This is a genomic window from Streptomyces sp. NRRL S-646 (assembly GCF_000720765.1).
Lineage (GTDB): Bacteria > Actinomycetota > Actinomycetes > Streptomycetales > Streptomycetaceae > Streptomyces.
The window spans coordinates 20,337-43,480 of the sequence record NZ_JODC01000004.1 but is presented as its reverse complement, the minus strand read 5'-3'; the positions used below and the strand labels follow the sequence as shown (position 1 = coordinate 43,480).

Annotated in this window: 24 protein-coding genes; 15 read left to right on the top strand and 9 right to left on the bottom strand. The window is 70.5% G+C overall.

Annotation, left to right across the window (positions count from 1 at the left end):
• Nucleotides 1-14 precede the first annotated feature (14 nt).
• The 6 genes from IH68_RS0108470 (at nucleotide 15) to IH68_RS0108440 (ending at nucleotide 6,020) form a co-directional block, all read left to right on the top strand.
• A complete protein-coding gene (locus tag IH68_RS0108470) occupies nucleotides 15-914 on the top strand; it encodes an intradiol ring-cleavage dioxygenase (RefSeq protein ID WP_030930831.1) in 900 nt (299 codons plus the stop codon).
• 5 nt (nucleotides 915-919) lie between these two features.
• On the top strand, nucleotides 920-1,831 hold the full coding sequence (locus IH68_RS0108465; protein ID WP_030930828.1) for a YceI family protein: 912 nt from the start codon (nucleotides 920-922) through the stop codon (nucleotides 1,829-1,831).
• Between the two features lie 53 nt (nucleotides 1,832-1,884).
• Entirely contained in the window at nucleotides 1,885-2,166 is a 282-nt protein-coding gene (locus tag IH68_RS59705; protein ID WP_030930825.1) for a hypothetical protein, read from the top strand.
• A 297-nt stretch (nucleotides 2,167-2,463) separates the two neighbouring features.
• The gene (locus tag IH68_RS0108450) at nucleotides 2,464-3,423 is read left to right on the top strand and encodes a LysR family transcriptional regulator (RefSeq protein WP_030930822.1); all 960 of its coding nucleotides are present in this window, start codon (nucleotides 2,464-2,466) and stop codon (nucleotides 3,421-3,423) included.
• Nucleotides 3,424-3,581: 158 nt separating this feature from the next.
• Nucleotides 3,582-5,549: a collagenase gene (locus tag IH68_RS0108445; protein ID WP_037884666.1), complete on the top strand. Its 1,968-nt coding sequence runs from the start codon at nucleotides 3,582-3,584 to the stop codon at nucleotides 5,547-5,549.
• A gap of 207 nt (nucleotides 5,550-5,756) precedes the next feature.
• A complete protein-coding gene (locus IH68_RS0108440; protein ID WP_030930816.1) occupies nucleotides 5,757-6,020 on the top strand; it encodes a hypothetical protein in 264 nt (87 codons plus the stop codon).
• Nucleotides 6,021-6,422: 402 nt separating this feature from the next.
• On the opposite strand, the gene IH68_RS0108435 is transcribed toward IH68_RS0108440, so the two are convergent.
• Nucleotides 6,423-6,704 (bottom strand): hypothetical protein, encoded by a 282-nt coding sequence (locus IH68_RS0108435; RefSeq protein WP_030930814.1) that lies wholly within the window; start codon nucleotides 6,702-6,704, stop codon nucleotides 6,423-6,425.
• A gap of 254 nt (nucleotides 6,705-6,958) precedes the next feature.
• Here IH68_RS0108435 and IH68_RS0108430 point away from each other — a divergent pair, with 254 nt between their 5' ends.
• Nucleotides 6,959-7,717: an IclR family transcriptional regulator gene (locus tag IH68_RS0108430; RefSeq protein ID WP_030930811.1), complete on the top strand. Its 759-nt coding sequence runs from the start codon at nucleotides 6,959-6,961 to the stop codon at nucleotides 7,715-7,717.
• Nucleotides 7,718-7,831: 114 nt separating this feature from the next.
• A complete protein-coding gene (locus tag IH68_RS0108425; protein WP_078912372.1) occupies nucleotides 7,832-8,992 on the top strand; it encodes a PP2C family protein-serine/threonine phosphatase in 1,161 nt (386 codons plus the stop codon).
• A 24-nt stretch (nucleotides 8,993-9,016) separates the two neighbouring features.
• Here the strand turns inward: IH68_RS0108425 and IH68_RS0108420 are convergent, their stop codons facing one another.
• The 3 genes from IH68_RS0108420 to IH68_RS0108410 form a co-directional block, all read right to left on the bottom strand.
• Nucleotides 9,017-10,144 carry a Gfo/Idh/MocA family protein gene (locus IH68_RS0108420; protein ID WP_030930805.1) on the bottom strand — a complete coding sequence of 376 codons (1,128 nt, stop codon included), beginning with the start codon at nucleotides 10,142-10,144 and terminating at the stop codon, nucleotides 9,017-9,019.
• A complete protein-coding gene (locus tag IH68_RS0108415; RefSeq protein WP_030930802.1) occupies nucleotides 10,114-10,824 on the bottom strand; it encodes a ThuA domain-containing protein in 711 nt (236 codons plus the stop codon). The genes IH68_RS0108420 and IH68_RS0108415 overlap by 31 nt, the downstream gene beginning before the upstream one ends.
• Before the next feature lie 123 nt (nucleotides 10,825-10,947).
• Nucleotides 10,948-11,811, bottom strand: a complete 864-nt coding sequence (locus IH68_RS0108410) for a class I SAM-dependent methyltransferase (protein ID WP_030930800.1) — start codon at nucleotides 11,809-11,811, stop codon at nucleotides 10,948-10,950.
• A gap of 74 nt (nucleotides 11,812-11,885) precedes the next feature.
• Between IH68_RS0108410 and IH68_RS0108405 the strand changes: the two genes are divergently transcribed.
• The gene (locus IH68_RS0108405; protein ID WP_030930797.1) at nucleotides 11,886-12,326 is read left to right on the top strand and encodes a helix-turn-helix domain-containing protein; all 441 of its coding nucleotides are present in this window, start codon (nucleotides 11,886-11,888) and stop codon (nucleotides 12,324-12,326) included.
• Nucleotides 12,327-12,351: 25 nt separating this feature from the next.
• Here IH68_RS0108405 and IH68_RS0108400 read toward each other — a convergent pair whose 3' ends face one another.
• Nucleotides 12,352-12,741: a winged helix-turn-helix transcriptional regulator gene (locus IH68_RS0108400; protein ID WP_037884684.1), complete on the bottom strand. Its 390-nt coding sequence runs from the start codon at nucleotides 12,739-12,741 to the stop codon at nucleotides 12,352-12,354.
• A 147-nt stretch (nucleotides 12,742-12,888) separates the two neighbouring features.
• Between IH68_RS0108400 and IH68_RS0108395 the strand changes: the two genes are divergently transcribed.
• On the top strand, nucleotides 12,889-13,734 hold the full coding sequence (locus IH68_RS0108395) for an NAD(P)H-binding protein (RefSeq protein WP_030930792.1): 846 nt from the start codon (nucleotides 12,889-12,891) through the stop codon (nucleotides 13,732-13,734).
• Between the two features lie 78 nt (nucleotides 13,735-13,812).
• Here the strand turns inward: IH68_RS0108395 and IH68_RS0108390 are convergent, their stop codons facing one another.
• On the bottom strand, nucleotides 13,813-14,946 hold the full coding sequence (locus IH68_RS0108390) for a S1 family peptidase (protein WP_078912371.1): 1,134 nt from the start codon (nucleotides 14,944-14,946) through the stop codon (nucleotides 13,813-13,815).
• A 308-nt stretch (nucleotides 14,947-15,254) separates the two neighbouring features.
• Between IH68_RS0108390 and IH68_RS0108385 the strand changes: the two genes are divergently transcribed.
• Genes IH68_RS0108385 through IH68_RS0108365 form a run of 5 tightly spaced genes read left to right on the top strand, consistent with a single transcriptional unit; the run spans nucleotide 15,255 to nucleotide 19,925 of the window.
• The gene (locus IH68_RS0108385; RefSeq protein WP_030930786.1) at nucleotides 15,255-16,190 is read left to right on the top strand and encodes a PmoA family protein; all 936 of its coding nucleotides are present in this window, start codon (nucleotides 15,255-15,257) and stop codon (nucleotides 16,188-16,190) included.
• A gap of 54 nt (nucleotides 16,191-16,244) precedes the next feature.
• Nucleotides 16,245-17,528, top strand: coding sequence for an ABC transporter substrate-binding protein (locus IH68_RS0108380; RefSeq protein WP_030930784.1), 1,284 nt, complete (start codon nucleotides 16,245-16,247; stop codon nucleotides 17,526-17,528).
• Nucleotides 17,525-18,469: a carbohydrate ABC transporter permease gene (locus tag IH68_RS0108375; RefSeq protein WP_030930782.1), complete on the top strand. Its 945-nt coding sequence runs from the start codon at nucleotides 17,525-17,527 to the stop codon at nucleotides 18,467-18,469. Before IH68_RS0108380 ends, IH68_RS0108375 begins: the two co-directional genes overlap by 4 nt.
• Nucleotides 18,466-19,326: a carbohydrate ABC transporter permease gene (locus tag IH68_RS0108370; protein WP_030930779.1), complete on the top strand. Its 861-nt coding sequence runs from the start codon at nucleotides 18,466-18,468 to the stop codon at nucleotides 19,324-19,326. Before IH68_RS0108375 ends, IH68_RS0108370 begins: the two co-directional genes overlap by 4 nt.
• 5 nt (nucleotides 19,327-19,331) lie before the next feature.
• A complete protein-coding gene (locus IH68_RS0108365; RefSeq protein ID WP_030930777.1) occupies nucleotides 19,332-19,925 on the top strand; it encodes a hypothetical protein in 594 nt (197 codons plus the stop codon).
• A 109-nt stretch (nucleotides 19,926-20,034) separates the two neighbouring features.
• On the opposite strand, the gene IH68_RS0108360 is transcribed toward IH68_RS0108365, so the two are convergent.
• The 3 genes from IH68_RS0108360 to IH68_RS0108350 all read right to left on the bottom strand — a co-directional run bounded on the left by IH68_RS0108360 (nucleotide 20,035) and on the right by IH68_RS0108350 (nucleotide 23,067).
• Nucleotides 20,035-21,591 carry a purple acid phosphatase family protein gene (locus tag IH68_RS0108360; protein WP_051833299.1) on the bottom strand — a complete coding sequence of 519 codons (1,557 nt, stop codon included), beginning with the start codon at nucleotides 21,589-21,591 and terminating at the stop codon, nucleotides 20,035-20,037.
• A 128-nt stretch (nucleotides 21,592-21,719) separates the two neighbouring features.
• Nucleotides 21,720-22,148: a VOC family protein gene (locus IH68_RS0108355; RefSeq protein WP_030930772.1), complete on the bottom strand. Its 429-nt coding sequence runs from the start codon at nucleotides 22,146-22,148 to the stop codon at nucleotides 21,720-21,722.
• A 64-nt stretch (nucleotides 22,149-22,212) separates the two neighbouring features.
• Nucleotides 22,213-23,067, bottom strand: coding sequence for an AraC family transcriptional regulator (locus IH68_RS0108350; RefSeq protein ID WP_030930765.1), 855 nt, complete (start codon nucleotides 23,065-23,067; stop codon nucleotides 22,213-22,215).
• Nucleotides 23,068-23,144: the final 77 nt, after the last annotated feature.

Sequence of the window (23,144 nt, the reverse complement as noted above, 5' to 3'; positions counted from 1 at the left end):
GGAAGGCGCAGGACATGACCATCGAATCCACCTCCACCACCCGTCTCACCGAGGCCGTCGTCGACAGCCTCGAGGGCACCACCGAACCCCGGCTGCGCGAGCTGCTCGCCGCCCTCACCCGCCACCTGCATGCCTTTGCGCGCGAGACGCGGCTGACTCAGGAGGAGTGGGAGCAGGCGATCGGCTTCCTGACGGCGACCGGTCAGACGTGTACGGGCACCCGGCAGGAGTTCGTCCTCCTGTCGGACGTGCTCGGCGTCTCGATGCTCGTGGAGACGATCAACAGCGACGGCCGCGGAACGTCGACCGAGTCCACGGTGCTCGGCCCCTTCCACATGACCGAGTCCCCGATCCGTGAACTCGGCGCGGACATCGACCTGGTGGGCGGCGGGGAGCCGTGCGTGGTCAGCGGCCGGGTCCTGTCCCGGGACGGCACCTCGTTGCCCGGCGCGGTCCTCGACGTCTGGCAGGCGAACGCCGAGGGCTACTACGACGTCCAGCAGCCCGAGGTCCAGCCGGCAGGCAACGGGCGCGGGCTGTTCACCACGGACGCGGAGGGCCGCTTCTGGTTCCGCACCTGTGTGCCGAGCCCCTACCCGATCCCCACGGACGGCCCGGTCGGCGACCTTCTGCGCGCGACCGGACGGCACCCCTACCGCCCGGCCCACATCCACTTCATCGCCTCCGCCGTGGAGCATACGCCGGTCACCACGCACATCTTCGTGGCGGGCAGCGACCATCTCGACTCGGACGCCGTGTTCGCGGTCAAGGCAAGCCTCGTGAAGGACTTCACCGAGAGCGACGACCCGTCCCTGGCACGGGAGTTCGGCATCCCGAACCCGTTCCGCCACGCCCGCTTTGACCTCGTACTCAACCCGGCCCGAACCCGGCCCGAAGACCGAACTGAAAGGTGAAATCCATGCCCCTCGGACTGCTCCGGCGGCGATTCAGGAACGCCCCCGGAAGCGCCGCGGGCCTCACGCTTCCCGTCCCGGCCGGCGCGGGCGTCGTCGTCCGCGAGGTCCTGGATCCGGTGAACCAGCCCCTGGGCGCCGCCGATGTGACGGTGACGGAGCTGCGCAGCCACCAGGTTGCGGTGCGCGGCACCACGGATCCGTACGGACTGTTCATGGCAGCTCTGCCGCCGGGCACTTACAGCCTGATGGTGTCGGCCGAAGGGCTGGAACCGCACCGTGAGACCGTCGAGGTGGTCGCCGACGCCGGCCCGTCCTCGCAGCGGGTGTGGCTGCAGCCGGCCCGGCAGGCCGACCTCCCGGTCCCCGGAACCTGGCTCTTCGACCCGCCGCACACGGCGATCCGCTTCATCGCCAAGCACGTCGGCATGGCTCATGTGCACGGCCGTTTCGAGCGTTTCGAGGGCGGTATCCAGGTCACCCCGGACGTGTCCGACTCCCGGGTCCACGTGCGCATCGACGCATCGAGCATCACCACTGGCAACAACACCCGGGACACGCACCTGCGTTCCGCCGACTTCCTGGACGTCGACCGCTTTCCGTACATCGACTTCAGGAGCACCCGCTTCGCCTACCGCGGCGGCAGCAAGTGGTCGCTGCTGGGCACGCTGACCATGCACGGAGTGAGCCGCTCGGTGTCGCTGGACACGACGTACCTGGGCATGGTCAACGGCGGCTACGGCGAGGAGTTGCGCTGCGCCGCCCTCGCCAAGGCGGAACTGCACCGTGAGGACTACACCCTCAACTGGCGGACCATGCTGGCCCGCGGCATCGCGGTGGTCGGCCCCACGGTCCAACTGGAACTGGACGTCCAGGCGATGTACCGCACGCATGACACACCGACGCCCCCGGAGTAGCGGCGGGCCGCGCACCCGAGCGTCGACACGCACTCCATCTGCCGGATACCAAGATGAGCGAGGACGCGCCCTTGAACCCCTCCGGCATCCGCGGCAGCCACGGCGAGACGACCGCGAGCATGCTCTCCCTCGGCGTCGTCGCACTCCTGCGCCCCCGCGACCAGCCGGCCGCGCTGCGCGCCGGCGAGCACCTGGTGCCGGGTGCGGTGGAACAACTCCTGCGCCATCTGACCTTCGTCCACATCGGCCTGCAGGGTCAGCTGGTGACGGCTCAACCACCAACGGCACAACGCCAATTCGACCGTGACTCCGACCTCATCCATAGGGTAATCTAAAGGCAAAGAAACATTCGCGGTACGGCAAAGGAGGCGGCGGTGTTCGATCTTCGGACAGAGGCGGAGATGAGGCTGCACTCGGAAAAGACGGCCAGGGAACTCGCCCTGAAGAAGCAGCGTGAGGAGGCCCCGACGGCTCCTGGCGCCGGCGAGGAGGATGCGACTGCTGGAACGCAGCCGCCGCCGACGTAGCGCGCCGGTCGCCCTCCCTGGCGCGGAGGGTGGCTGACCTGCGACCTTGTGTACGGGGCGGCGTGATGGAACGCTTCCTGTCCACGGCGGCAGGGGGGCGTACGCATGGACCTGGAGCTTCGGCATCTGCGTGTCCTGTGCGCGATCTCGGATGCCGGGAGCGTGGGCCGCGCCGCCGCGGACCTCGGCTACTCGCAACCCGCCATGAGCACCCAACTCCGGCGGATCGAGCGCTACTTCGGCCAGCCGCTGTTCGAGCGCGGGGCGACAGGAGTCAGACCGACACGGTACGGCGTCGAGGTCGTCGCCCAGGCCCGCGACGTCCTGGCCCGCGCCGCAGCGATCGGGTGCCGTACGGCCGCCGGCGCCACGGGCACCCGTAGGACCCTGCGCGTCGCGGCCACCAACTCGCCGGTGCTGTCCGGCATGGTCTCGCGGATCCGGGCCCGGCTGCCGGACGTCACGCTCGCAGTCAGCAGCGTGTACGCCTCCTCGCGGATCGTCGAACTGCTGGAGGACGGCGAGGTGGACGCGGCCGTCGCCGCGGACTACCCCGGGATGGAACTGAAACATGCCGACACGGTGACCCACCGAGGAATCGTCACCGAGCCCACATTCGTGGCGCTGCCCATCCGTCATCGCCTCGGACGCCGCGCTCAGGTCTCGCTCGCCGACCTGGCCGAGGATGCCTGGTTCCTGACGCCGGACGACGGAGCGGGCTGGCCGGGGGTCTTCTACACGGCCTGCGCGGCGGCCGGTTTCTCGCCGGTCGCCGTCCATGAATTCCTGGGTGACCAGCTGCAGTTGCAGAGCATGATCGCCGACGGCCTCGGAGTGTCCGTCGTACAGGCGACGCTGCGGCCGATCCCGGACGTGGTCATCAAACCGCTGATCGGTACGCCGCTGTGGTGCCGTTATGTGCTGGCCTGGCGGCGGGACGCAGTTGCCGAGGAGGTGGTGGAGGAACTGTTCCAGTCCGCCGCTTCCGCATATCGCGAACTCGCCGGGCGATCACCGCACTTGAGGGCATGGGCCGCGCGCACTTGGAAGGGGAGTGGGGTGTAGGCGGGATCGGGCAGGGTCCCAGGTCGGCCGGGTGTTATGGGCGGGCGGCGCTCAGTGCTATGTCACATTCCATTGTTGGAGGCATCCGGCGCTGAGATGGTGCCTCACGCGCCTCAACACTCGTACCGAGGCGCATCCCTCCGCAGAGGAGTCCAGAGATGCGCTACCTCTTCGCGCTGCCCAGACGCGCCGCCGTCACCCTCGCCGTCTGCATCACCCTCGCGGGCCTGCTGTCGGTGCCGGCGCTCGCGGCACCCTCCGCTCGGCACGGCGCCACCCCCACGACAGTGGCGCGGAAGGCGACGCCACCCCCGCCGCCTTCCGGCTCGACCGCCACTGCCACCGCCACAGACCAACCGGCCGTGCAGGCCCGCCCGTTCACCACGTCCCAGCTGCCCCCGTTGAAGCCGACCCCCTCCCGGACCCGGCCCGCCACGGCGACCGGACCGAAGCCGGTCTCGTGCACCCCGGCCGACTTCGCCCGCAGGACCGGCCCCGCGCTCGTCGCCTTCGTCGAAGCCTCGACCACAGGCTGCATCAACACCCTGTTCGCAGTGACCGGCACCAACGCCCGCGACATCTTCCGCCAGTCCCAGATGGTCACCGTGGCGAAGGCCTTCACCCGAGAGGCGCAACGCTATCGGGGCGACAACTCCTCCGGGGTGTGGCAGCTCGTTCTGTTCCTGCGGGCCGGCTACTACGTCCAGTTCAACAACCCGTCCGACGTCGGCCCCTACGGCGCACCCCTGGCCCAGGCCACCACCCGCGGCCTGGACGCCTTCTTCGCCAACCCGCACTCCCGGGACGTCGCCGCGGCGAACGGAGACGTGCTGGGCGAGACCGTCGTCCTCACCGACAGTGCCGACCAGCAGGCCCGCTACCTGACGGCCTATCAGCGCCTGCTCAACGCCTACGACAGCTCCTACGACGCGGTCCCCAGCATGGTCGCCGCCGTCAACGACGTCTACACCCCGCTCTGGCGCGGCAACTGGAACCCCGACTATGTCAACGCGGTGACCGCCGACCCGGGCGTCGTCCGGACCCTGCACGGGTTCGCCCTCAAGCACCTGGACCTGCTCGGCACCGACCGTGCCTACCTGGACTCCAACGCCGGGATGAACGTTGCCCGTTACGTCGAACACACCGCGCTGCGCGCCACGGTCCAGCCGCTGGCCAAGGACCTGCTGAACGCCTCGAAGATCACCGGTCCCACAGCTGGACTCTGGGTCGCCGTGGCGACACAGGCCGACTACTACGACCGCCCCGACTGCTCGTACTACGACATCTGCGACCTGCCCGCCCGCCTGACCGACGCGGCCCTGCCCCTCACCCACACCTGCGACGCGACCCACACCGTACGGGCCCAGGCGCTCACCTCCGCCGAGCTCGACGCCGTATGCGCCAACCTCAGCGCCCAGGACCCCTACTTCGACGACCTCGTCAAGGACGACGGCCCCATACCGGGCCAGCACCTGTCGACGGCGCAGTTCGTCGTCTTCGCCACCCGCGCGGACTACCAGACCTACGCCGGGGCGATCTACGGCGTCAGTACGGACAACGGCGGCATCACGCTGACCGGGGACCCGGCCGATCCCGCCAACCAGCCGCTCTCGATCATGTACCAGAAGGCCTCCGACGACGGCTTCACGGCCCGCATCTGGAACCTCAACCACGAGTACACGCACATCCTCGACGCCCGCTACGACATGAAGGGCGACTTCACCCGGCAGACGTCGGTGCCGGACGTCTGGTGGATCGAGGGCCTGGCCGAATACGTCTCCTACGGCTACCGAGGCATCACCGACGAGCAGGCGGTCGGCGAGGCGGGCAAACACACCTACCGGCTGAGCACGCTGTTCCAGAACACCTACGCGAACAGCGACGTGATCCGCACCTACCCCTGGGGCTATCTCGCCGTCCGCTACATGTTCGAGAACCACCCGGCGGACATCCAGCGCATGCTCGCCCGCTTCCGGGCCGGCGACTACGCGGGCGGATACGCCGTCTACAACTCCGACATCGGTACCCGCTACGACGCCGACTTCGACCAGTGGCTCACGGCATGCGCCGCCGGCGCCTGCTCCGACACGCCCGCCCCCGGAAGGCGTAGCGCATCGGTGTGGTAAGCCGGACGGGGCTGAGGCCTGTGCTGGAGCGCGAGCGGCCGTGCCGGACGCGGAACCCGGGTCGTGGCGCCGGACTCCTGCGGATGCGTTGCGGGCCGAAATGGAGTATAGGCGCGCCCTAGATCCCAAATTACTACTTAGTGCATGTATATGCTCACATTAAGTAGTCAATCCAGGGCTTCGCGCCCAGGTGAGAAAGGGTCAACCATGCGCAAGTTTCAGCGCGCTGCGGTCGTAGCCGCAGCGGTGGCGGGGCTGTCCATCGCCGGTGTCGGCGTCGGTTTCGCCGACGCCGGCGACGGGCCGCGGGGAGGCGCCGAGGTGGTTTCCCCGCAGTGGCACTTCGCGCCGGACACTTCCAAGAAGGCGACGCCGGAGCAGACGCCCAGATACACCGTGCCGGAGTTGGATCTCAATCGGTTCATCGATGCGTTCGTCGCCCCGGCCTCCAAGGAATCGACCGAGAAGTAGCCAGGCGCCAAGGGGGCGAGCGGCTCCGTAGTCCGCACCCCGGCCGGCCCACATCCGTCAGAGCAGCACAGGCAGCCCGGACGCGCAGAGACCCTTCAGGGTGCGCGGCTGGGCTGCTGCCATTTCCGCTTTCTCCAAGGCCCGGGTGCGCGCCGGTCGACGGCGCGGCAGCCGGGCCTCGATCGTGCGCGGAACAAGCACACGTCCTGTCGGTGGGAGAGCCGTCATATAAAGACCTCCGTCAAGGGAAAACAATCATCTGTATTCACGAATGCCGGGCCGGTCCTGGTTCCCGTTCCGGCATTTCGGCTTTCTGAGGTCCGGCGGTCGACCGGGTTTTCCGGGCATGCGAAAACCCCGGTGCCCCGGCTTGCGGCCGGGGCACCGGGGTGAGCTTTTGTCCTACTTACCGCCGACGCTGTTGTTGCAGCCCATCGACGAGCCGAGCGAGGTCGACTGTGCGCCCTCGTTGCCCTCGCCGTTCAGAGCGCCGCCCAGCAGGCCGTTGAGCAGGCCGACCTGGCCGAGGATGTCCAGGTTCAGGTCGTGTGACCTGCAGGTGGTGCTCTGCAGGACGGTGCTGCCGCCCTTGTCTCCGCCATCGTGGGCCTGAGCGGTGCCGGCACCCAGGAGGCCGACGCTGACGGCGGCGACCAGGACGGCAGCCTTGCGAAGCTGGTGCATGTCATCTCCGGTGGAGTGAAGTGGACGCGACCTGCGATAGATCGACTTCGTGCAGTTGTGGAGGTTAATAAGAAATATCCCCGGAACATCCGGCGGCGCGCCGAATTCGGGGAATCACTCACTACCCTGGTCGATGGCCGGGAATTGAGCCCTGTGAGTGAATCGCCAGGCAGGCAGATATTGGGGGCCCGCCAACTTGGCCGGACGCCGGGCGAGTTGTTGCGTGCCTTGTGCGCCTGACGCACGCTGGTCACATGGGTGAGCGCGACGGCCCCACGCTGATCACTTCCGTCCAGCGGGCCTTCCGGCTGCTGGAGGTGGCGAGCGCGCACGAGAACGGCGCGCCGGCGAAACAGCTGGCACGTGAGACGGGGCTGCCCCTGGCCACCGCCTATCACCTGCTGCGGACGCTGGTCCACGACGGATACCTGCGCAAGCTGGGCGACGGCAGCTTCGTGCTCGGCGACAGACTGCAGACGCTGCAGACCACGGGCCGAGGACAGGCACTGCTCAGCCGCGTCCGCCCCACGCTCGCGGCACTGCGGGACGAATTCGCGACCGCCGCCTACCTCACCTTCTACGAGGACGGCGAGATCCGGGTCGCCGAGATCGTCGACAGCGCCCGGGCACCCCGCGTCGACCTGTGGGTGGGGTTCGAGGACGCGGGGCACGCCACCGCGCTCGGCAAGTCCGTGCTGCGGGAACTGGACGACGAGGCCCGCAAGGACTACCTCTCCCGGCATCACCTCGCGGACCTCACCCCCCGGACGATCACCAGCCGGCCGGAGCTGCTGCGGCGACTGGACGCCTCACCCGTGGCCCCGGCCGTCACGGACCTGGAGGAGTACACCCTGGGCACGGTCTGCGTCGCCGTCCCCGTCTACAGCGGCGACACCCTCGGCTCGCTCGGCGTCTCGATGTCGGCGGATCGGCTCTCCCGGCTGCCGGAGATCCTGGCACGGCTGCTCCCGACGGCGGACCGCGTGACCAGGGGCCTGTCGCTCACTATCTGAAAATCCTCTGCTTGTGACGGCCCGGCTCGACCGCGTTTCCTGGATGAAACAGACATTTCATCGGTGGGCTCCCGGACCGATGTGCCCCACACAGGTGAGGAATGCAGACACAAGATGAGTCAGGCCCGAGACCATGGCGGCGGCCACTGGCCTATACGGTCGTTCAGGCGTGCCTGCGCGCAACTGGCCGCGGGGGCATGCGTTCTGCCCGTACTGATCGTCTCCGTGATCGTGCTCGCCGACCTGGCCGGCGGCGCGGGGATCACCTGGCTGCCGATGCTCGCGGCCGGGCCCGCCCTGGCCGCCACCACCAACGGCCCGCGCGGTGTCCTGTGCGTCGGCCTCCTCGCCGCGGCGCTGGGCGCCACGCTCGGCACCCGCAACGGCGTCCCGGGCAGCGAGCTGGCGGCCGTACTGTCCGCTCTGGCCGCCGTCACCCTGGCCAGCAGTCTGGCCAGCGCGCTGCGGGGACGCCGTGAACGGGTGCTCGCCGCCGTCCGCTCCGTCGCGGAGACCGCCCAGCACGCGCTGCTCACGCCCGTCCCGGCGACCGTCGGCCCGTTCCAGGTGGCCGTCCGCTACAGCGCCGCGGCGGCCGAGGCCCGTATCGGCGGCGATCTCTATGCGCTGATTCCCACCCCGTACGGGGTACGGCTGATCGTCGGCGACGTGCGCGGCAAGGGGCTTCCGGCCGTGGGAACCGCCGCGCTGGTACTCGGAATCTTCCGCGAGGCCGCTTACGACGAGCCCGATCTCCTCGCCGTCGTCGACCGGATCGAGCGGAGCCTCGCGCGCAATCTCGGCAGCGACGACTTCGTCACCGCCGTGGTCGCCGGATACCCGAGGGCCGGACAGCTGGAGGTGGTGAACTGCGGACACGCGCCACCGCTGCTGGTGCGCGGGGACGGCAGCGTCACGGCGGTGGAGTCCACGCACCCCGCCCCGCCCCTCGGACTGCGCGCGCTCACCGATCACACCCCCGGCCTCCAGGTGCTGCCCTTCGCCGACAGGGACCAGTTGCTGCTCTACACCGACGGCGTCACCGAGGCCCGCGACCGCGGCCGCGCGTTCTATCCGCTCGACGAGGGCCTGGCACGCCATGTGTCCGACGACCCGGCCCGTACCCTCGGGGCGCTCCATGACGAGCTGCTGGCACATGTCGGCGGCCGCCTCCACGACGACGCGGCTCTGCTCCTGATCCGCAAACCGGCCCTCAGTGAGCCCGCCGCCGAGGCCGAGCCGGGCGGCCGGGACCTCGCCTCCGAAGCTGCGTGACGAGTGTGTGGCCCGCTGCCGGCTTCACCGTGCGGCGGTTCGGTCGGCGGCCGGTGCTCTCCACGCCTCGGCGGCAGTGAGCGGAACCAGGTCCGGTGGCAGGGCCGAGGTCGTCAGTTCGATGCGGCGTCCCTCGGCCGACGAGCGGAGGAGGGCGGTCATCGTCTCCAGGACGTGCAGGGCGAGATCGCCGCTCGCGCGGGGCGCCCGCCGCCCGTCGGCGGTGATGAAGTCGAGCAGACCGAGGCCGCGGGCGCCGTCGACGTACCCCGCCGACGGCGGGAGTGTTCGCCACTGGGTGCCGCCGAGTTCGAAGAGCCGCACCTCGCCGTCGAAGTGGTTCGGATCCGGCACCGTGAGCGTGCCGCTCTCACCGTGGACCTCGATCGGGGCGGCCGTGGTGGCCACGCCGTCGAAGCTCGTCGTGATCGTGGTCAGGGCGCCGCCCACGTGCTCGAGCACACCGGAGACGTGGCTGTCCACCTCGACCGGAATCCGCTCGCCCGCACGCGGGCCGGAACCGATCACGCGCTCGGTGCGCAGCCGGCCGGCCGCCCCGATCACGGCACGCACCGGACCCAGCAGATGCACCAGGGACGCGAGGTAGTACGGCCCCATGTCGAGCAGCGGGCCGCCCCCGGCGGTGTAGTAGAAGTCGGGGTGGGGATGCCAGCGCTCGTGCCCGGGGGTGACCATGACGGCCGAGGCGAACTGGGGGCGCCCGATGCTCCCCGCCTCCACGGCCGCCCGTGCCGTCTGGACTCCGGTGCCCAGGACGGTGTCCGGGGCGCATCCCACGCCGACTCCCGCTTTCCCGGCGGCTTCCATGACGGCCTGGGCGTCGCCGAGGGTGGCGGCCAGTGGCTTCTCCCCGTAGACGTTCTTCCCGTGGCCGATGGCGCCGAGGGCGATCTCGGCGTGGGCGGCGGGGACGGTCAGGTTCAGCACCGTGTCCACGTCCGGGCTGCTCAGCAACTCCTCGACGGTCAGCGCCCGGGCGGCGGGCAGCTCGGCGGCGACCGCGGCCGACCGCGCGGCGTCGAGGTCGGCGACCGCGGTGACGCGCACGGCGGGATGGCCGAGGAGCGTGTCCAGATACGCGCGGGAGATGACGCCGAGACCTACGACGCCGATGCGGTGCGCGTCGCCCACAGCATGCCCCTCTCGATGACGGTGCGGACGTTCGGGTTCTCCAGTACGTCCAGGCTGTGCCCCGGCGTCGTCACCACGATCCGCCCGGCGCCCCACTGCCGGGTCCAGATCGCCGGAGAGGTGACGGGCCGCTGCCAGGGCTGCCAGGAGCGGGCGGGGTGCGTGGTGGTGGCCAGGACGTCGATCAGGTCGTCGTGGAGCACCCAGTACTGCTCGGTGCACAGCTCGAAGTCGTCGAGTCCCTCGGTGACGGGGTGCTTGCGCCCGAGGTCGGTGATGTCGATGGTGTGCGGCAGGAAGTTGTCCTCCGCCTCGCCTCGACGCTCGCACGGCTCCTTGCCCGGGTGGCACGCGAACTGGCCTCCCACCAGCTGGAGATAGTCGGAGGAGGCACGGAACGAGTCGGCGATGCCGCCGTGCCAGCCGGTGAAACCGGTGCCGGCCGCGACCGCCGCGCTCAGTCCCGCCACCTGCTCGGCGCTGATCTCCGACATCGAGATGCACTGCACCACCAGGTCGGTGCGCGCCATCTCACCGGCATCGGCGTAGACATCGGTCGACTCCTCGACCCGGACCGTGAAACCGCTGCTTTCGAGGAAGGGCAGGAACAACTCCGTGGCCTGGACCGGCCGGTGCCCCTCCCATCCGCCTCGGACCACCAGGGCTTTCTTCGGCTGCATCGCGTTCCTTCACCCGTTCGGAGCCCTCACTATGCGCCAGTCACCCGCGCCCGGCAACGGGCTGCCGGATGCGCGAAAGTTTCGCAGCCGTCCCCTACCCGCCGACCGCAACTTCCTCCCGGGTCAGCGGGCGGCCGATGCGGCCGGCGCGTGGGCGTCGACCAGCCAGCAGGCGGCGGTGAAGCGGACCTCCGTGCCCTGCACAAAGGGGTCGAACGCGGCGCGGACCGTGTCGATGACGCGGGCGCGGGTCTGCTCGTCGACTCCGCCCAGGGCCAGACCGACCGGACCGAGCCGGGTGAGGTAGTGCACCAACTCGCTCTCGGGCAGGGCGCAGGCCACGTCGACCGGCCGGATGCCGATCCCGGTCCAGCCGCTGTCCGCCAGGATGCGGCGGATCCGGTCCGGGTCCGCGAAGGCGAACTGGCCCGGCTCGTCCGGGCGGCGGACGGGCAGGTCGGGCAGCAGCGGTGCCGCGGCACGTTCGGCCGTCGTCATGAACGGGTTCTCCGCAGGGCCGCGCCAAGCGACGAACCGCAGCCGGGCCTCGTCCGTCGCGGCACGCCGGAGGTTCGCGAACGCCCGCACGGAGTCGCTGAAGAACATGACGCCGAAGCGTGAGATGACGGCGTCGAAGGTGGCGGGCTCGAAGGAGTGGTCCTGGGCGTCGCCGAGGACGAAGGACGCCGGTGTGCCCTCCCGTTCGGCGCCCGCCCGGGCGGCCGCGATCACCGGTTCGGAGATGTCGACGCCGACACTGCGGCCCCCCGGACCGAGCCGGCGCGCGACGGCCCGCGTGATGGCGCCGGTACCGCAGCCGACATCGAGCACACGGCCCGCGTGTCCGGGGGCCACGGCATCGACCAGCAGGTCTTCGAAGGGCTTGAACATCTCGTCCAGCACCGCCTGCAGCTCGACCCAGGCATTGCCGCCGGGCCCCTTCCAACGGGCCGCCTGATCGTCATCGCTCCTGCGCGTGACGTCCATGAACGCCTCCTCCGCTTGCCTTCGTCCGGTCGAGATGACACCGTGCCACTTCAAGTCGAGTTGAGGTAAAGAGGATGACAGACCTGGACATCGCCGAGGTGGTGCAGCGCGCCGGAGTCCCCGCCTCCACACTGCGGTTCTACGAGGAGAAGGGGCTGATCGCCGCGAGTGGCCGACGGGGTCTGCGCCGTCAGTACGACCCCGCCGTACTGGAGCGCCTGGCGCTGATCGCGATGGGGCGCACCGCCGGGTTCTCGCTCGACGAGATCGCGCGCATGTTCGCGCCGGACGGGCAGCCGCGCATCGACCGTCAGGTGCTGGCGGCCAAGGCGGAGGAGCTGGACCGCACGATCCGCGAACTCGGCGTCCTGCGCGACTCCCTGCGGCACGCCGCCGCCTGCCCCGCGCCGAGCCACATGGAATGCCCCACCTTCCGCCGCCTCCTCAAGGCCGCCGCCTCCGGCACTGTCGCCGCACCGAGGAAGCGGGCCCCGCGGTCACCGAAGGAGCGCTGACGGATTCTGCGGCCCGACAGCGCCCTCAGGCCGAATCGGCGTCGTAGTCGTGCCGGGACTGCTCGACCTTTTCCAGGTTGTCGGCGGACCATTCGGCGAGATGCGCGAAGAGCGGGGCGAGGCTGCGGCCGAGTTCGCTGATCTCGTACTCGACGCGAGGCGGGACCTCCGGGTGGTATGTGCGCACCACGAGACCGTCGCGTTCCAGCTGCCTCAGCCGCTGGGTCAGGACCTTCGGCGTGATCCGGGCGATGCGCCGCTCCAACTCGACGAACCGCTGGCGGCCGTGCGTGTGCAGGCTCCACAGGATCGGTGTGGTCCACCGGCTGAACACGATGTCCACGACCGGGCCGATCGGACAGGCGACTTCCGGGTCGGTCCCGGCAGTTGCCGCCCGCATGCCCTTGACCGCCATGCGCATCCCTCCGGGATAGTCACTTTCCTCTAGGTACCTACTATACCGGCGGTGTTAGCGTCCACAAGGCGCCCGGAGAACAGCACTCCGCGGCGTTCTCGCCCGCTCGGGAATCGACAACACACCGCATCAACAGGGGAGTTGACCGTGATCGTAGTAACGGGGGCGACTGGCAACGTCGGCCGATCGCTCGTGCAGACCCTCGCAGCCACGGGTACGCAGGTGACCGCGACATCCCGGGCCGTCTCGGCCGCGGACGCCCCGCACGGCGTCCGGCACCGACAGGCGGACCTGACCGATCCGGAGAGCCTGCGGCCCGTGTTCGACGGCGCCGAGGCGCTCTTCCTGCAGAACGGAGGCCCCAGCGCGCACCTGCTCAGCCCGCAGGACATCCTCGACGTCGCCAAGGCCGACGGCATCGGACGCGTGGTGCTGCTGTCCACCCAAGGGGTCGCGACCCGGCCGGAGTCGGCCGCGCACGGGGGTGTTGCACGCGCCATCGAGGACGCCGTACGACAGTCGGGTCTGGACTGGACGATCCTGCGACCCGGCGGCTTCAACTCCAACACCTACGCCTGGGCCGAGTCGGTCCGCACCCGACGGGCGATCGCCGCGCCGTTCGCCGACATCGGCCTGCCCACCATCGACCCCGACGACATCGCCGAGGTCGCCGCCGCGGCACTGCGCGAGGACCGCCACGCCGGACAGACCTACGAGCTGACCGGGCCCGCCCTCACCACCCCCCGGCAGCAGGCCGAGGAGATCGGCGCAGCGCTCGGCGAACCGGTGCGTTTCATCGAGCAGACCCGGGACGAGGCCCGCGCACAGATGCTGCAGTTCCTGCCCGAGCCCGTGGTCGACACGACGCTCGACATTCTCGGCGAGCCCACACCTGCCGAGCAGCGCATCAGCCCCGACGTCGAGCAGGTTCTCGGCCGCGCGCCCCGCACGTTCGCCGACTGGGCGCAGAGCCACGTCGCCGCGTTCCGATAAGCCTTTCGCCCCAGGCTGCCCGAGCGGGCTCCGCCGGCTGGTTCCCGGCGAAGCCCGCTCGGCCACGGCAGCGCAGACTCAGGCCGTCTGCAGCGTCAGCCCGTACCGGTTGAGGATCTCGTTGACCGGCTGGTACCAAGTCTCGCCCCCGGAGCTGCAGTTGCCCCAGCCGCCGGAGGTGACGCCCTGTGCCTGGTCGCCGCTGATGAAGGAGCCGCCGGAGTCGCCGGGCTCGGCGCAGACGCTCGTCTTCGTCAGCTCATGGACGGCGCCCTGGCTGTAGTTGACGGTCTCGTTCTTGGCCAGGACGGTGCCGCAGTGCCAGTGCGAGGTGGAGCCGGAGCGGCAGATGGAGGCACCGACGGGGGCTTCGGCGGAACCGCGCACGAGCTGGTCCGAGACCGTGCCCCAGCCGAGCACCACCGGCACGGTCCACCAGCCGCTGCCGACGTTCACCCAGGCGTAGTCGTTGTCCGGGAACGACGAGCCCTGGAAGTTGCCGACGTAGGAGCCGTCCCAGCCGTACACCGCGCCCGTGTGCTGGTCGCAGTGCCCGGCGGTGACGAAGCCGCCGTACACCGAGAAACCTATGGAGCAGCGGACGTTGCCGGTGTAGTACGGGTCGCCGCCCACGGTGCCGGCGGCGAAGGTCTGCGGTGCTTCGGCGGTCTGCTGCACCGTGACCGGGCCGGTCTGGCTGGCCCGGGCCAGGAAGGTGCGGACATCGTTGTCATGGCGGTGTGCGGCGACGACGTTCACGACGACCTTGTTGGTCTTCGCGTCGACGTACCAACTGCCGATACCTGCGGGCGCGGAGAGTGCGTCGATGCGTGCCTTCGCCGCGTCCAGCTGCCGCGCGCTGCGCTGCACGAGGCGTACGGTCGCGCCGGTCGCCCGCACGGCCTCCGTGTCCGCGCCACGGGTGACGGCGACGGTCAGTCTGCCGCTTGCGGCGTCGAACCAGGAGCCGCCGTACGACGACCCGGCGGCACGCTTCGCCTTCCGTTCCACGGCCGTCGCCTTCTTCTCGGCGGCCAGCCGCGCTTCCGCCTGACTCTTCGTCAGGCCCAGGTCGTGCTGCATGGCGGAGAGGAGGGGGGCGGAGGCCGGTGCTTCGGTGGAGCGCGAGGGGGAGTCGGCGGCGGAGGCCGGCACGGCACTCGCGGTGGCCCAGCTGCCCAGCAGGAGGAGTGCGGACAGGCCGGTGCGCATGGCTGTTGTGCGTCTCAAGGGAGTGGTCCCTTCGTTGTTCCAACGGGGTGGGGGTGGAACAGCAGAACGTTGAGAGCGCTCTCACTTCATGCGCGGCAGAGCATAGCGAAACCTCCTTGGCAGGTCCATACCAATCGGCGGAAGGCTGGCGGTGCGCCTTGGCTGCTCCTGAGCTGCGGGACTTCGCTGCATGGGGGTTGTCCTGACATTCCCCCGCCCCTAGGGTCGCCTTCGGGTGCAAGCGCTTTCCCCACTCCTTGTGCCCGGTCATGCCCGGCGACCACCCCACTGGCCTGCAAGGAGCACGCATGAGCATCCGAGTCAGCCACGCATACGGCGACCACATCGCCGTGGCGGCCGACGGCACCGAGATCCTCCGCTACGTCTACCGTGCCGACCCCGAGGCCTTCGAGGCGCGCAAGCCCTACGCGCACCCGGTGCGCACCCTCTCCGGACGCACCGTCACCGGCTACCGCCCCAGCGACCACCGCTGGCACAAGGGCCTGCAGATGACGGCGAGTCATCTCTCCGGGCAGAACTTCTGGGGCGGCAACTGCTATGTCCACGGCCGCGGTTATCTGCCGCTGCCCGACCGCATCGGCTCGATGCGACACGACGGCTTCCCCGAGTTCACGGTCGAGGACGACCGGCTCGCCTTCACCGAGGCCCTCACCTGGGTGGAGAACGGCGGCGCCGAGTGGGCGCGCGAGGAGCGCGGCCTCACCGTCCACTCGGTCGACGAGGAAGCCGGCGCCTGGGCACTGGACTGGTCGATCCACCTGACCAACCTCCGCGACGAACCCCTGGCCTTCGGCTCGCCCACCACCGAGGGCCGCGAGCTGGCCGGCTACACCGGGCTGCAGTGGCGCGGCCCCCGCGACTTCACCGGCGGCACCGCCTTCGCCGCCGACCTCGACGGAGGAGCGGGCGCGGACGCCGGCAAGCTGATGGGCACCCAGAGCCCTTGGCTGGCCTTCACCACCGAGCACGACGACATCGACGCGCACTCCACACTCGTCTTCGCCCACGCACCCGAGAACCTCGACGCGCAGTCCGCGATCCACGACTCGCACTGGTTCGTGCGCTCGGAACCGATTCCCACGGTCGCGTTCTCCTGGGCGTTCTTCGAGGAGTTCGAGCTGCCGCCCGGCGAGTCCTTCGCCTACCGCTACCGGCTTGTCGTCGCCGACGGCGCCTGGGACCGCGACCGCGTCGCCGGCCACCTGGCGGGTCTGGCGTGGTGACCGACCGGCCCTGAGAGCAAGCAGCTGTGAGGAAGGAAAAGAGGTGACCTCGGCATGCCCGGACACAGGACAAAGGGGTTCTGCGCAGCGGCCGCCGCACTTGCGCTCAGTGCGGTGCTGGCCGGCTGCGGGGGATCCGGGGAGTCGGCCGGCGGCGGCAAGGTCGTGCTGCGCTACACGTGGTGGGGCAACCCCGACCGCGCGGCACGTACCGAGCAGGCCGTCGCCCTGTTCGAGAAACAGCATCCGAACGTGCGGGTGCAGACGTCGTTCTCGGGTTACGACGCCTACAAGCAGAAGCTCGCCATCCAGGCCACGGGCGGTGACGCACCCGATGTGATGCAGCTCGACTACCGCCAGATCGATCAGTACGCCTCCGGACATGTCCTGCTCGACCTCGGCAAGGTCGAGGACGTCCTGGGCACGGCCGAGATCGACCCGGGTCTGCTGGCCACCGGCCGGGTGAACGGCGCCCAGTACGCCATCCCGCAGGGCCGCGGCACCGAGACCGTCGTCTACGACGTCAAGGCCTGGAAGGCGTCCGGGGTGACCCTCCCGGGCAAGGGCTGGACCTGGAGCCAATGGGCCGACGACATGCGGGCGTTGGCCAAGAAGACCGGCAAGCCGGGCTCCACCGACCCCGGCCAGAGCGAGGACGCCTTCGAGGTGTGGCTGCGCGGGCAGGGCAAGGCCCTCTACACCAAGTCCGGCGGCCTCGGCTTCACCGCCGACGACCTCGCCCGCTGGTGGACCTTCACCGACGGGCTCCGCCGGGAGGGCGCCGTCTCCCCGGCGGAACAGACCACCCAGCTCGACGGCTCCGTCGAGAACACCCCGCTCGGCCGGGGCAAGGCCACCGCCGACTTCAACTGGGACGCCCCCTCCAGTGGTTACCTCGCGCTCGTCAAGGGCGGCGTCGCGCCGGCGCCGATGCCGTCCGGCGAGGACGGCACACCCGGCCAGTACTTCAAACCGTCCATGTTCCTCGGCATAGGAGCGCACACCGGCCACCGCAAGGAGGCCGCCGCACTGATCGACTTCCTCCTCAACGACCAGCAGGCGGCGAAGATCCTCGGCGCGACCCGCGGCATCCCCGTCAACGAGACCGTCCGAGAGCAGACCGCCGGGCAGCTCAAGGACTTCGACAAGACCGTCGCCGACTACCAGTCCTCGCTCGAAGGCTCCCTCAAGGACCCGCCGCAGGCCCCGCCCTCCGGCGACAACGCCCTGCAGACCACCTTCCAGCGCGACTACGACCAGGTGTCGTACGAGCGCATGTCGCCGCGCCAGGCGGCCGAGAACTATGTCACCGAGGCGAAGGCGGAGCTGAGGTCATGACCACCACAGACATCCCCGCACCCACCGCACGCCCGCCCCGTTCCGCGCCCGCCGCCGGGCGCCGCCCGAAACGCGAACGCGAGGGCGCCGCCTGGGTGTTCCTGTCCCCGTGGGTGCTCGGCGCGACGGTCCTCACGCTGCTGCCGATGGCGGTGTCGCTGTATCTCTCCTTCACCGACTACGACCTGTTCAACCCGCCGCACTGGGTTGGCCTGCGCAACTACACGCAGATGTTCACCGAGGACCCGCGCTACTGGCGGTCGGTCACCACGACCCTGACGTACGTCGTGATCGCGGTGCCCCTGCAACTGGCTCTCGCCCTCGTGGTCGCGCTGGCCCTGAAGACCATGAAGCGCGGCAAGGGCTTCTACCGCTCCGCCTTCTACGCCCCCTCGCTGCTCGGCGCGTCCATGTCCGTCGCCCTTGTCTGGCGTGCGGTCTTCAACGACGGCGGAACCGTGGACAACCTCTTCGGCACCGGCGGCTGGGTCAACAAACCCGGCTGGGCACTGGTCGCCGTAGCACTGCTGACGGTGTGGCAGTTCGGCGCGCCGATGGTCATCTTCCTGGCGGGCCTGCAGCAGATACCGGCCGAGCTGTACGAGGCGGCCGCCGTGGACGGGGCGGGCAGGTGGCGGCAGTTCCGGTCCGTCACCGTGCCGATGCTGTCGCCGGTGCTCTTCTTCAACCTGGTGCTGCAGACCATCCAGGCGTTCCAGGTGTTCACTCCCGCCTTCGCGGTGAGCGGCGGCAAGGGCGGTCCCGCCGACTCGACCCTCGTCTACACCCTCTACCTCTACGACCGTGGCTTCGTCGCCTCCCACATGGGCTACGCCTCCGCCATGGCCTGGGTGCTGCTGCTCGTCATCGGCGCCGTCACCGCGGTGCTGTTCCGCACCTCGCGCTCCTGGGTCTTCTACGCCTCCGAGGGGGAGCGATGACCACAACTGCCGTAGCCCGCAAGCCGGTTCGCTGGGGCCGCATCGCCGTGCACCTCGGCTGTCTGGCCGCCCTGCTGGTCATGCTCTACCCGCTGGCCTGGCTGCTCGCCACGTCCCTGAAACCGGCGGACGAGGTCATCGCGAGCCTCAACCTCCTGCCCAGCCACCTGGAGTGGTCGAACTACAAGACCGCCCTGGACGGCGTGAACGACGTGTCCGTCTGGCGGCTGCTCGGCAACTCGCTGCTGATCGCGGGCGGTGCGGTCGTCGGCAACGTCATCAGCTGCTCGCTCGCGGCCTATGCCTTCGCCCGGCTGCGCTTCCGCTTCCGCGGGCCGATGTTCGCCTTCATGATCGCGACGATCATGCTGCCGCACCATGCGGTGCTGATCCCGCAGTACATCATCTTCAACAAGCTCGGCATGGTGAACACGTACTGGCCGCTGATCCTGCCGAAGTTCCTAGCGACCGAGGCGTTCTTCGTCTTCCTGATCGTGCAGTTCATGCGCGGACTGCCGAGGGAGCTGGAGGAGGCGGCGCGCATCGACGGCTGTGGCCCGTTCCGCAGCTTCTTCCAGGTGATCCTGCCGCTCACCCGCCCCGCGCTGATCACCACGGCGATCTTCACGTTCATCTGGACGTGGAACGACTTCTTCACCCAGCTGATCTACCTCTTCGACCCGGACAAGTTCACACTCACGCTCGCGCTGCGCTCGTTCGTGGACGCCTCCAGCCAGTCGGCGTTCGGCCCGATGTTCGCGATGTCGGTGATCGCGCTGCTGCCGATCGTGCTGTTCTTCCTCGCCTTCCAGCGGTTCCTGGTGGAGGGCATGGCCAGCTCCGGACTGAAGGGGTGAGCGGGATGAGCGATGCGCGTACGCGGGAGCCGGGCGAGGTCTTCGGGCCGCGCATGACCCTGTTCGCCGACATGCTGAGCGTCGGCCTCGCCACGGCCGCGGCCTGCCTGCCGCTGTTGACCGCCCCGGCCGCGCTGTCGACGGCCTGCGCGGTGCTGCGAGGCGCGAGGGAGGACCAACCCGTCACCGCCGGCCGCTACTTCGCCCTGCTGCGGTGGCGCCTGCGGGCGGGCGACCTGGTCGTGGGTGCCGCCGCCCTGGCGGGTGCGCTGCTGTTCGCCGCGGACCTGGCGCTGGCAGGTGCGGGACTGCCGGGGGCACCGTTGTTCGCGGTGACCGCCGCCGCGATCGGCGCCTGCGCCACCGTGGTCGCCCTCAGGGCCTGCGCGCGCCCTGAGTCCCTCGACGACTGGCCGGCCGCCCTGCGCGAGGCCGCCCGGGACGCGGTACGGGACGTGGGCGGCAGCGGCCTGGTGCTGCTCGCGGTGGCGACGGCCGCCGTGTGTGCCTGGGTGCTGGTGCCGCTGGCGTTTCTGGCGCCGGGGCCGTTGGCGTTGGCGCTCACTGCCGTTGATGTGCGGTGGGCCGCCCGTCCCTGATCGGATACGTGGACTGTGATGAGCCGGGCGCGGTAGCAGGCCGGGGAGTGGGCATGCGTGGATGCCCGGGCTCGCATACCCGGCCTCCGGCCCGCCGGCTCCAGCTGTGTTACTGCTGTGGACGCACCGCATACGCCTCGGGCCGGCGCTGGGAGGGGATCGCCGGTGCCGGGCGGGTGATGCCGGACAGGTCGCGGGCGGTCATGCTGTTGCGGTCCGTGACCGAGCGGCCCAGGGCGTGGTGCGGCCACAGTCCTGCGGCCACCCGGCGGCTGCGCTCGGTCCATTCGCGGGCCGCGGCGCTGCCGGCCTTGTAGTGGTTCACGGCGTACCCGCCCGAGTGGATCCGCAGCAGACAGAAGCCGCCGGGATAGTCCTTGACCGCGCTGACCTCCTGCATCGTGACGTGCGGGGCCTGCGGCAGCACCGTGCGCTTGTTGCGGTGGGTGTGGCCCGCGTGATGGAGGAAGACGCCGGGTGCGTTCGCGTAGGCGTCGAGGATGGAGCGGGCCTGACGGCGGCCGAGGCGCTGCCCGCCGGTCACCGGGAAAACGGAGTCCCGCACGGCCAGCGGATGGTGCCCGAACACCACCGTGGGCTGGTCCTTGTTCTCCCTCAACCGGGCCCGGAACCACGCCAGTTGCTCGGCGCCGAGGCCCCCGGAGTCGGCGCCGTTGCCGTCCTTCTCGTAGGTGTCGAGTCCGACGATCCGCAGCCCTCCGAGGTCGCGCGCGAAGTACGCGGGCCCGTCACCGCCGAGGAACCCGTCCCGGAAGGAGTCCCCGCAACCGCCGTCACAGGAGCGGCAGTTGCCATGCCCGGGCCGGTCGTGGTTTCCACGTACGACGAAGTAGTCCTGACCGTGGGTGCCGAAACCGTCCAGGATCTGCTTGGCCTCGGCCAGGTCCTTGGCCGCCCCGCCGGCCGAGATGTCGCCGGCGGCCAGCAGCACGTCCGCTCCTCGCCGTCGGGCCTCCTCGACCACGGCCCGGCTCATGATCTCGGGATACGGCGCGCGGCCGTGTTCCTGCGTGATCCCGCGCATCAGGGGCATGCCGGTCACCAGGCCGGCGGTGGTCTCGCCCAGGTGCAGGTCGTTGCAGAGCGCGATCGACAGCAGGTGCCGCCCCGGCGGCGGCTGCGGCGTCGTGAAGGAGTACGGGCCTCCGGCCGAGCCGAGCCCGTGGCGATTGGTGCCGACGGCGTTGCCGCGCACGAGATGCAGCGGCGTCGGCGTCGCGGCCACGCCCCGAGAGCGGGCCTGGTAGTAGTACGTCTGCCCGGGCTCCAGGTCCGTGAGCTCCACGTAGTGGTGCGCCACCGGACCGTCCTCCGCCGCGACGCGGGTGAGGCGGCCGGGATGGGTCCCGTAGACGACCTCGCCCTCCGTGGCCGCGGGGAGCATGTGGCCGAAGCCGTCGTCGGTGCCGGGCACGCCGGTGTACCAGGTGATGACGGCGCGGTCCTCGGTCAGGGTGACCAGTTCCAGATGGACGGCGGCCAGGCCGTCGCGGTGGCTGTGCCTGCTCCTGCCCGCGGGGCCGCGCAGGGCATCGGCGGCGGTCCGCAGCAGGGCGGGGGTGAGAAGGGCGCCGGAACGCAGGATCTGACAGGGGTCGGGCAGGGCCGAGAGAGCGGCGAGGGGAGCGGACAGGCAGCAGCGCATGCCCAAGTGTGCCCGCCCGCAGTGAACGACGACAGTGATGTGGACGGCGGGACAGGGGACGGAAGGCGACAATTCCCAGGTCGGCCCGCCTGCGACCGGTCCGGGTGAGAATGCTCACCTCATGATGATCAGCGAGGTTCGCCCCGATATGTACCGAAGTACCACCGGTTGCCTTCGGGGTCGCGGGCGGCGAAGTCGCGGGAGCCGTAGTCGGTGACGTGCAGATCCGCGGTGATCTCGGCGCCGGCGGCCTTGGCGCGGGCGTGGACGGCGTCCGGGTCGGCGGTGACGACGTAGGCGCTGAAGGCACCGGGCGGCGTCGGACCGGTGCCGGGCTCCTTTTCCTCGCGCACGGAGCCCAGCATGACGCCGCCGCCCTCGGGCCAGCTGAGCTGGGCGTGCTGGACCAGGTCGCCGTCTCCGTGGACCACGGTCTCCTCGAAGCCGAAGGCGTCGACGAGGAACCGGATGAGCGCGCGGGCGTCGTGGGCGCGCAGCGTGGGCCAGACCTGCGGAGCGGGCGGCTGCTTGGCGGTGTCGGGCGTACTGGTCGTCATGGCGATGTGCCTCCGTTTCGCGGAACCGGGAGCCTGCCGGAGTGCCCGGCGGGTCTCACCAGGGTCACGCGGGCGGATGGTGCCCGGATTGGATGTTTCGGAACTCCTGCGCCAGCCAGGCGCTCGGCGTGCAGGAGGCCAGCGCGGCGAACTCGCGGTCGAGGTGGGACTGGTCCGCATAGCCGCAGTCGGCGGCCAGTCCCGCGAGATCGGGCAGGCCGGGGCGCATGGCCAGGCGGCGTCGTGCCAGGTCGAAGCGGATGACCCGGGCGGCGGCCTTGGGGGTGAGACCGATCTCGGCGCGGAAGCGGTTGCGCAGGTGCCGCTCGCTGAATCCGGTGTCGGCGGCCAGCTTGTCGATGCGCAGGCGACCGCCGGCGGACAGCAGCCGCTGCCAGGCGTCCGCCACCGGGGAGGCGGGGACCGTCCCCACACCGTCGCGCTGGACCATGAGGTGCAGCAGCCAGGCGTCGACGGCGGCGAACCGGGCGGCCCAGTCCGGTGCCTCGCGCACCTTGTCGTGGACCTCGCGTACGCCCGCGCCCAGCACGTCGTCGGCGTGCACATCGGTCCCGGCCAGCTCTCCCGCGGGCAGCCCCAGCAGGACGCGGGCGCCGAGCGGGCTGATCGCGACCTGGATGCCGGACTGCCGCCCCGGGATGTCGATCAGCGCGGGCGTCAGGTGCAGGCCGCCCAGCAGGGTGGGGTAGTCGCCGGGGGCGGCGCCCGGATCGGGATGGGCGGCCATGCTGAGCGGCTCGTCCAGGGTGATGATCAGGGTCAGCCACGGCGAGGGCAGCCCCCGGTGCCGGCCGTGCGGGATGCCGCGCTGACGGTAGCCGGAGTACCGGCCGACCAGCCCGCGCAGCGGCGGCGCAGGCACCGCCCGCACCGCCTCGTCCACGAGCTCGCCGCCCATGCGGTCATTGTCCTGCGCCGGACACGGGTAGCGCCACACGGCCTCGGAAGCGCACCCCGTAAGGGACGCATCACCGT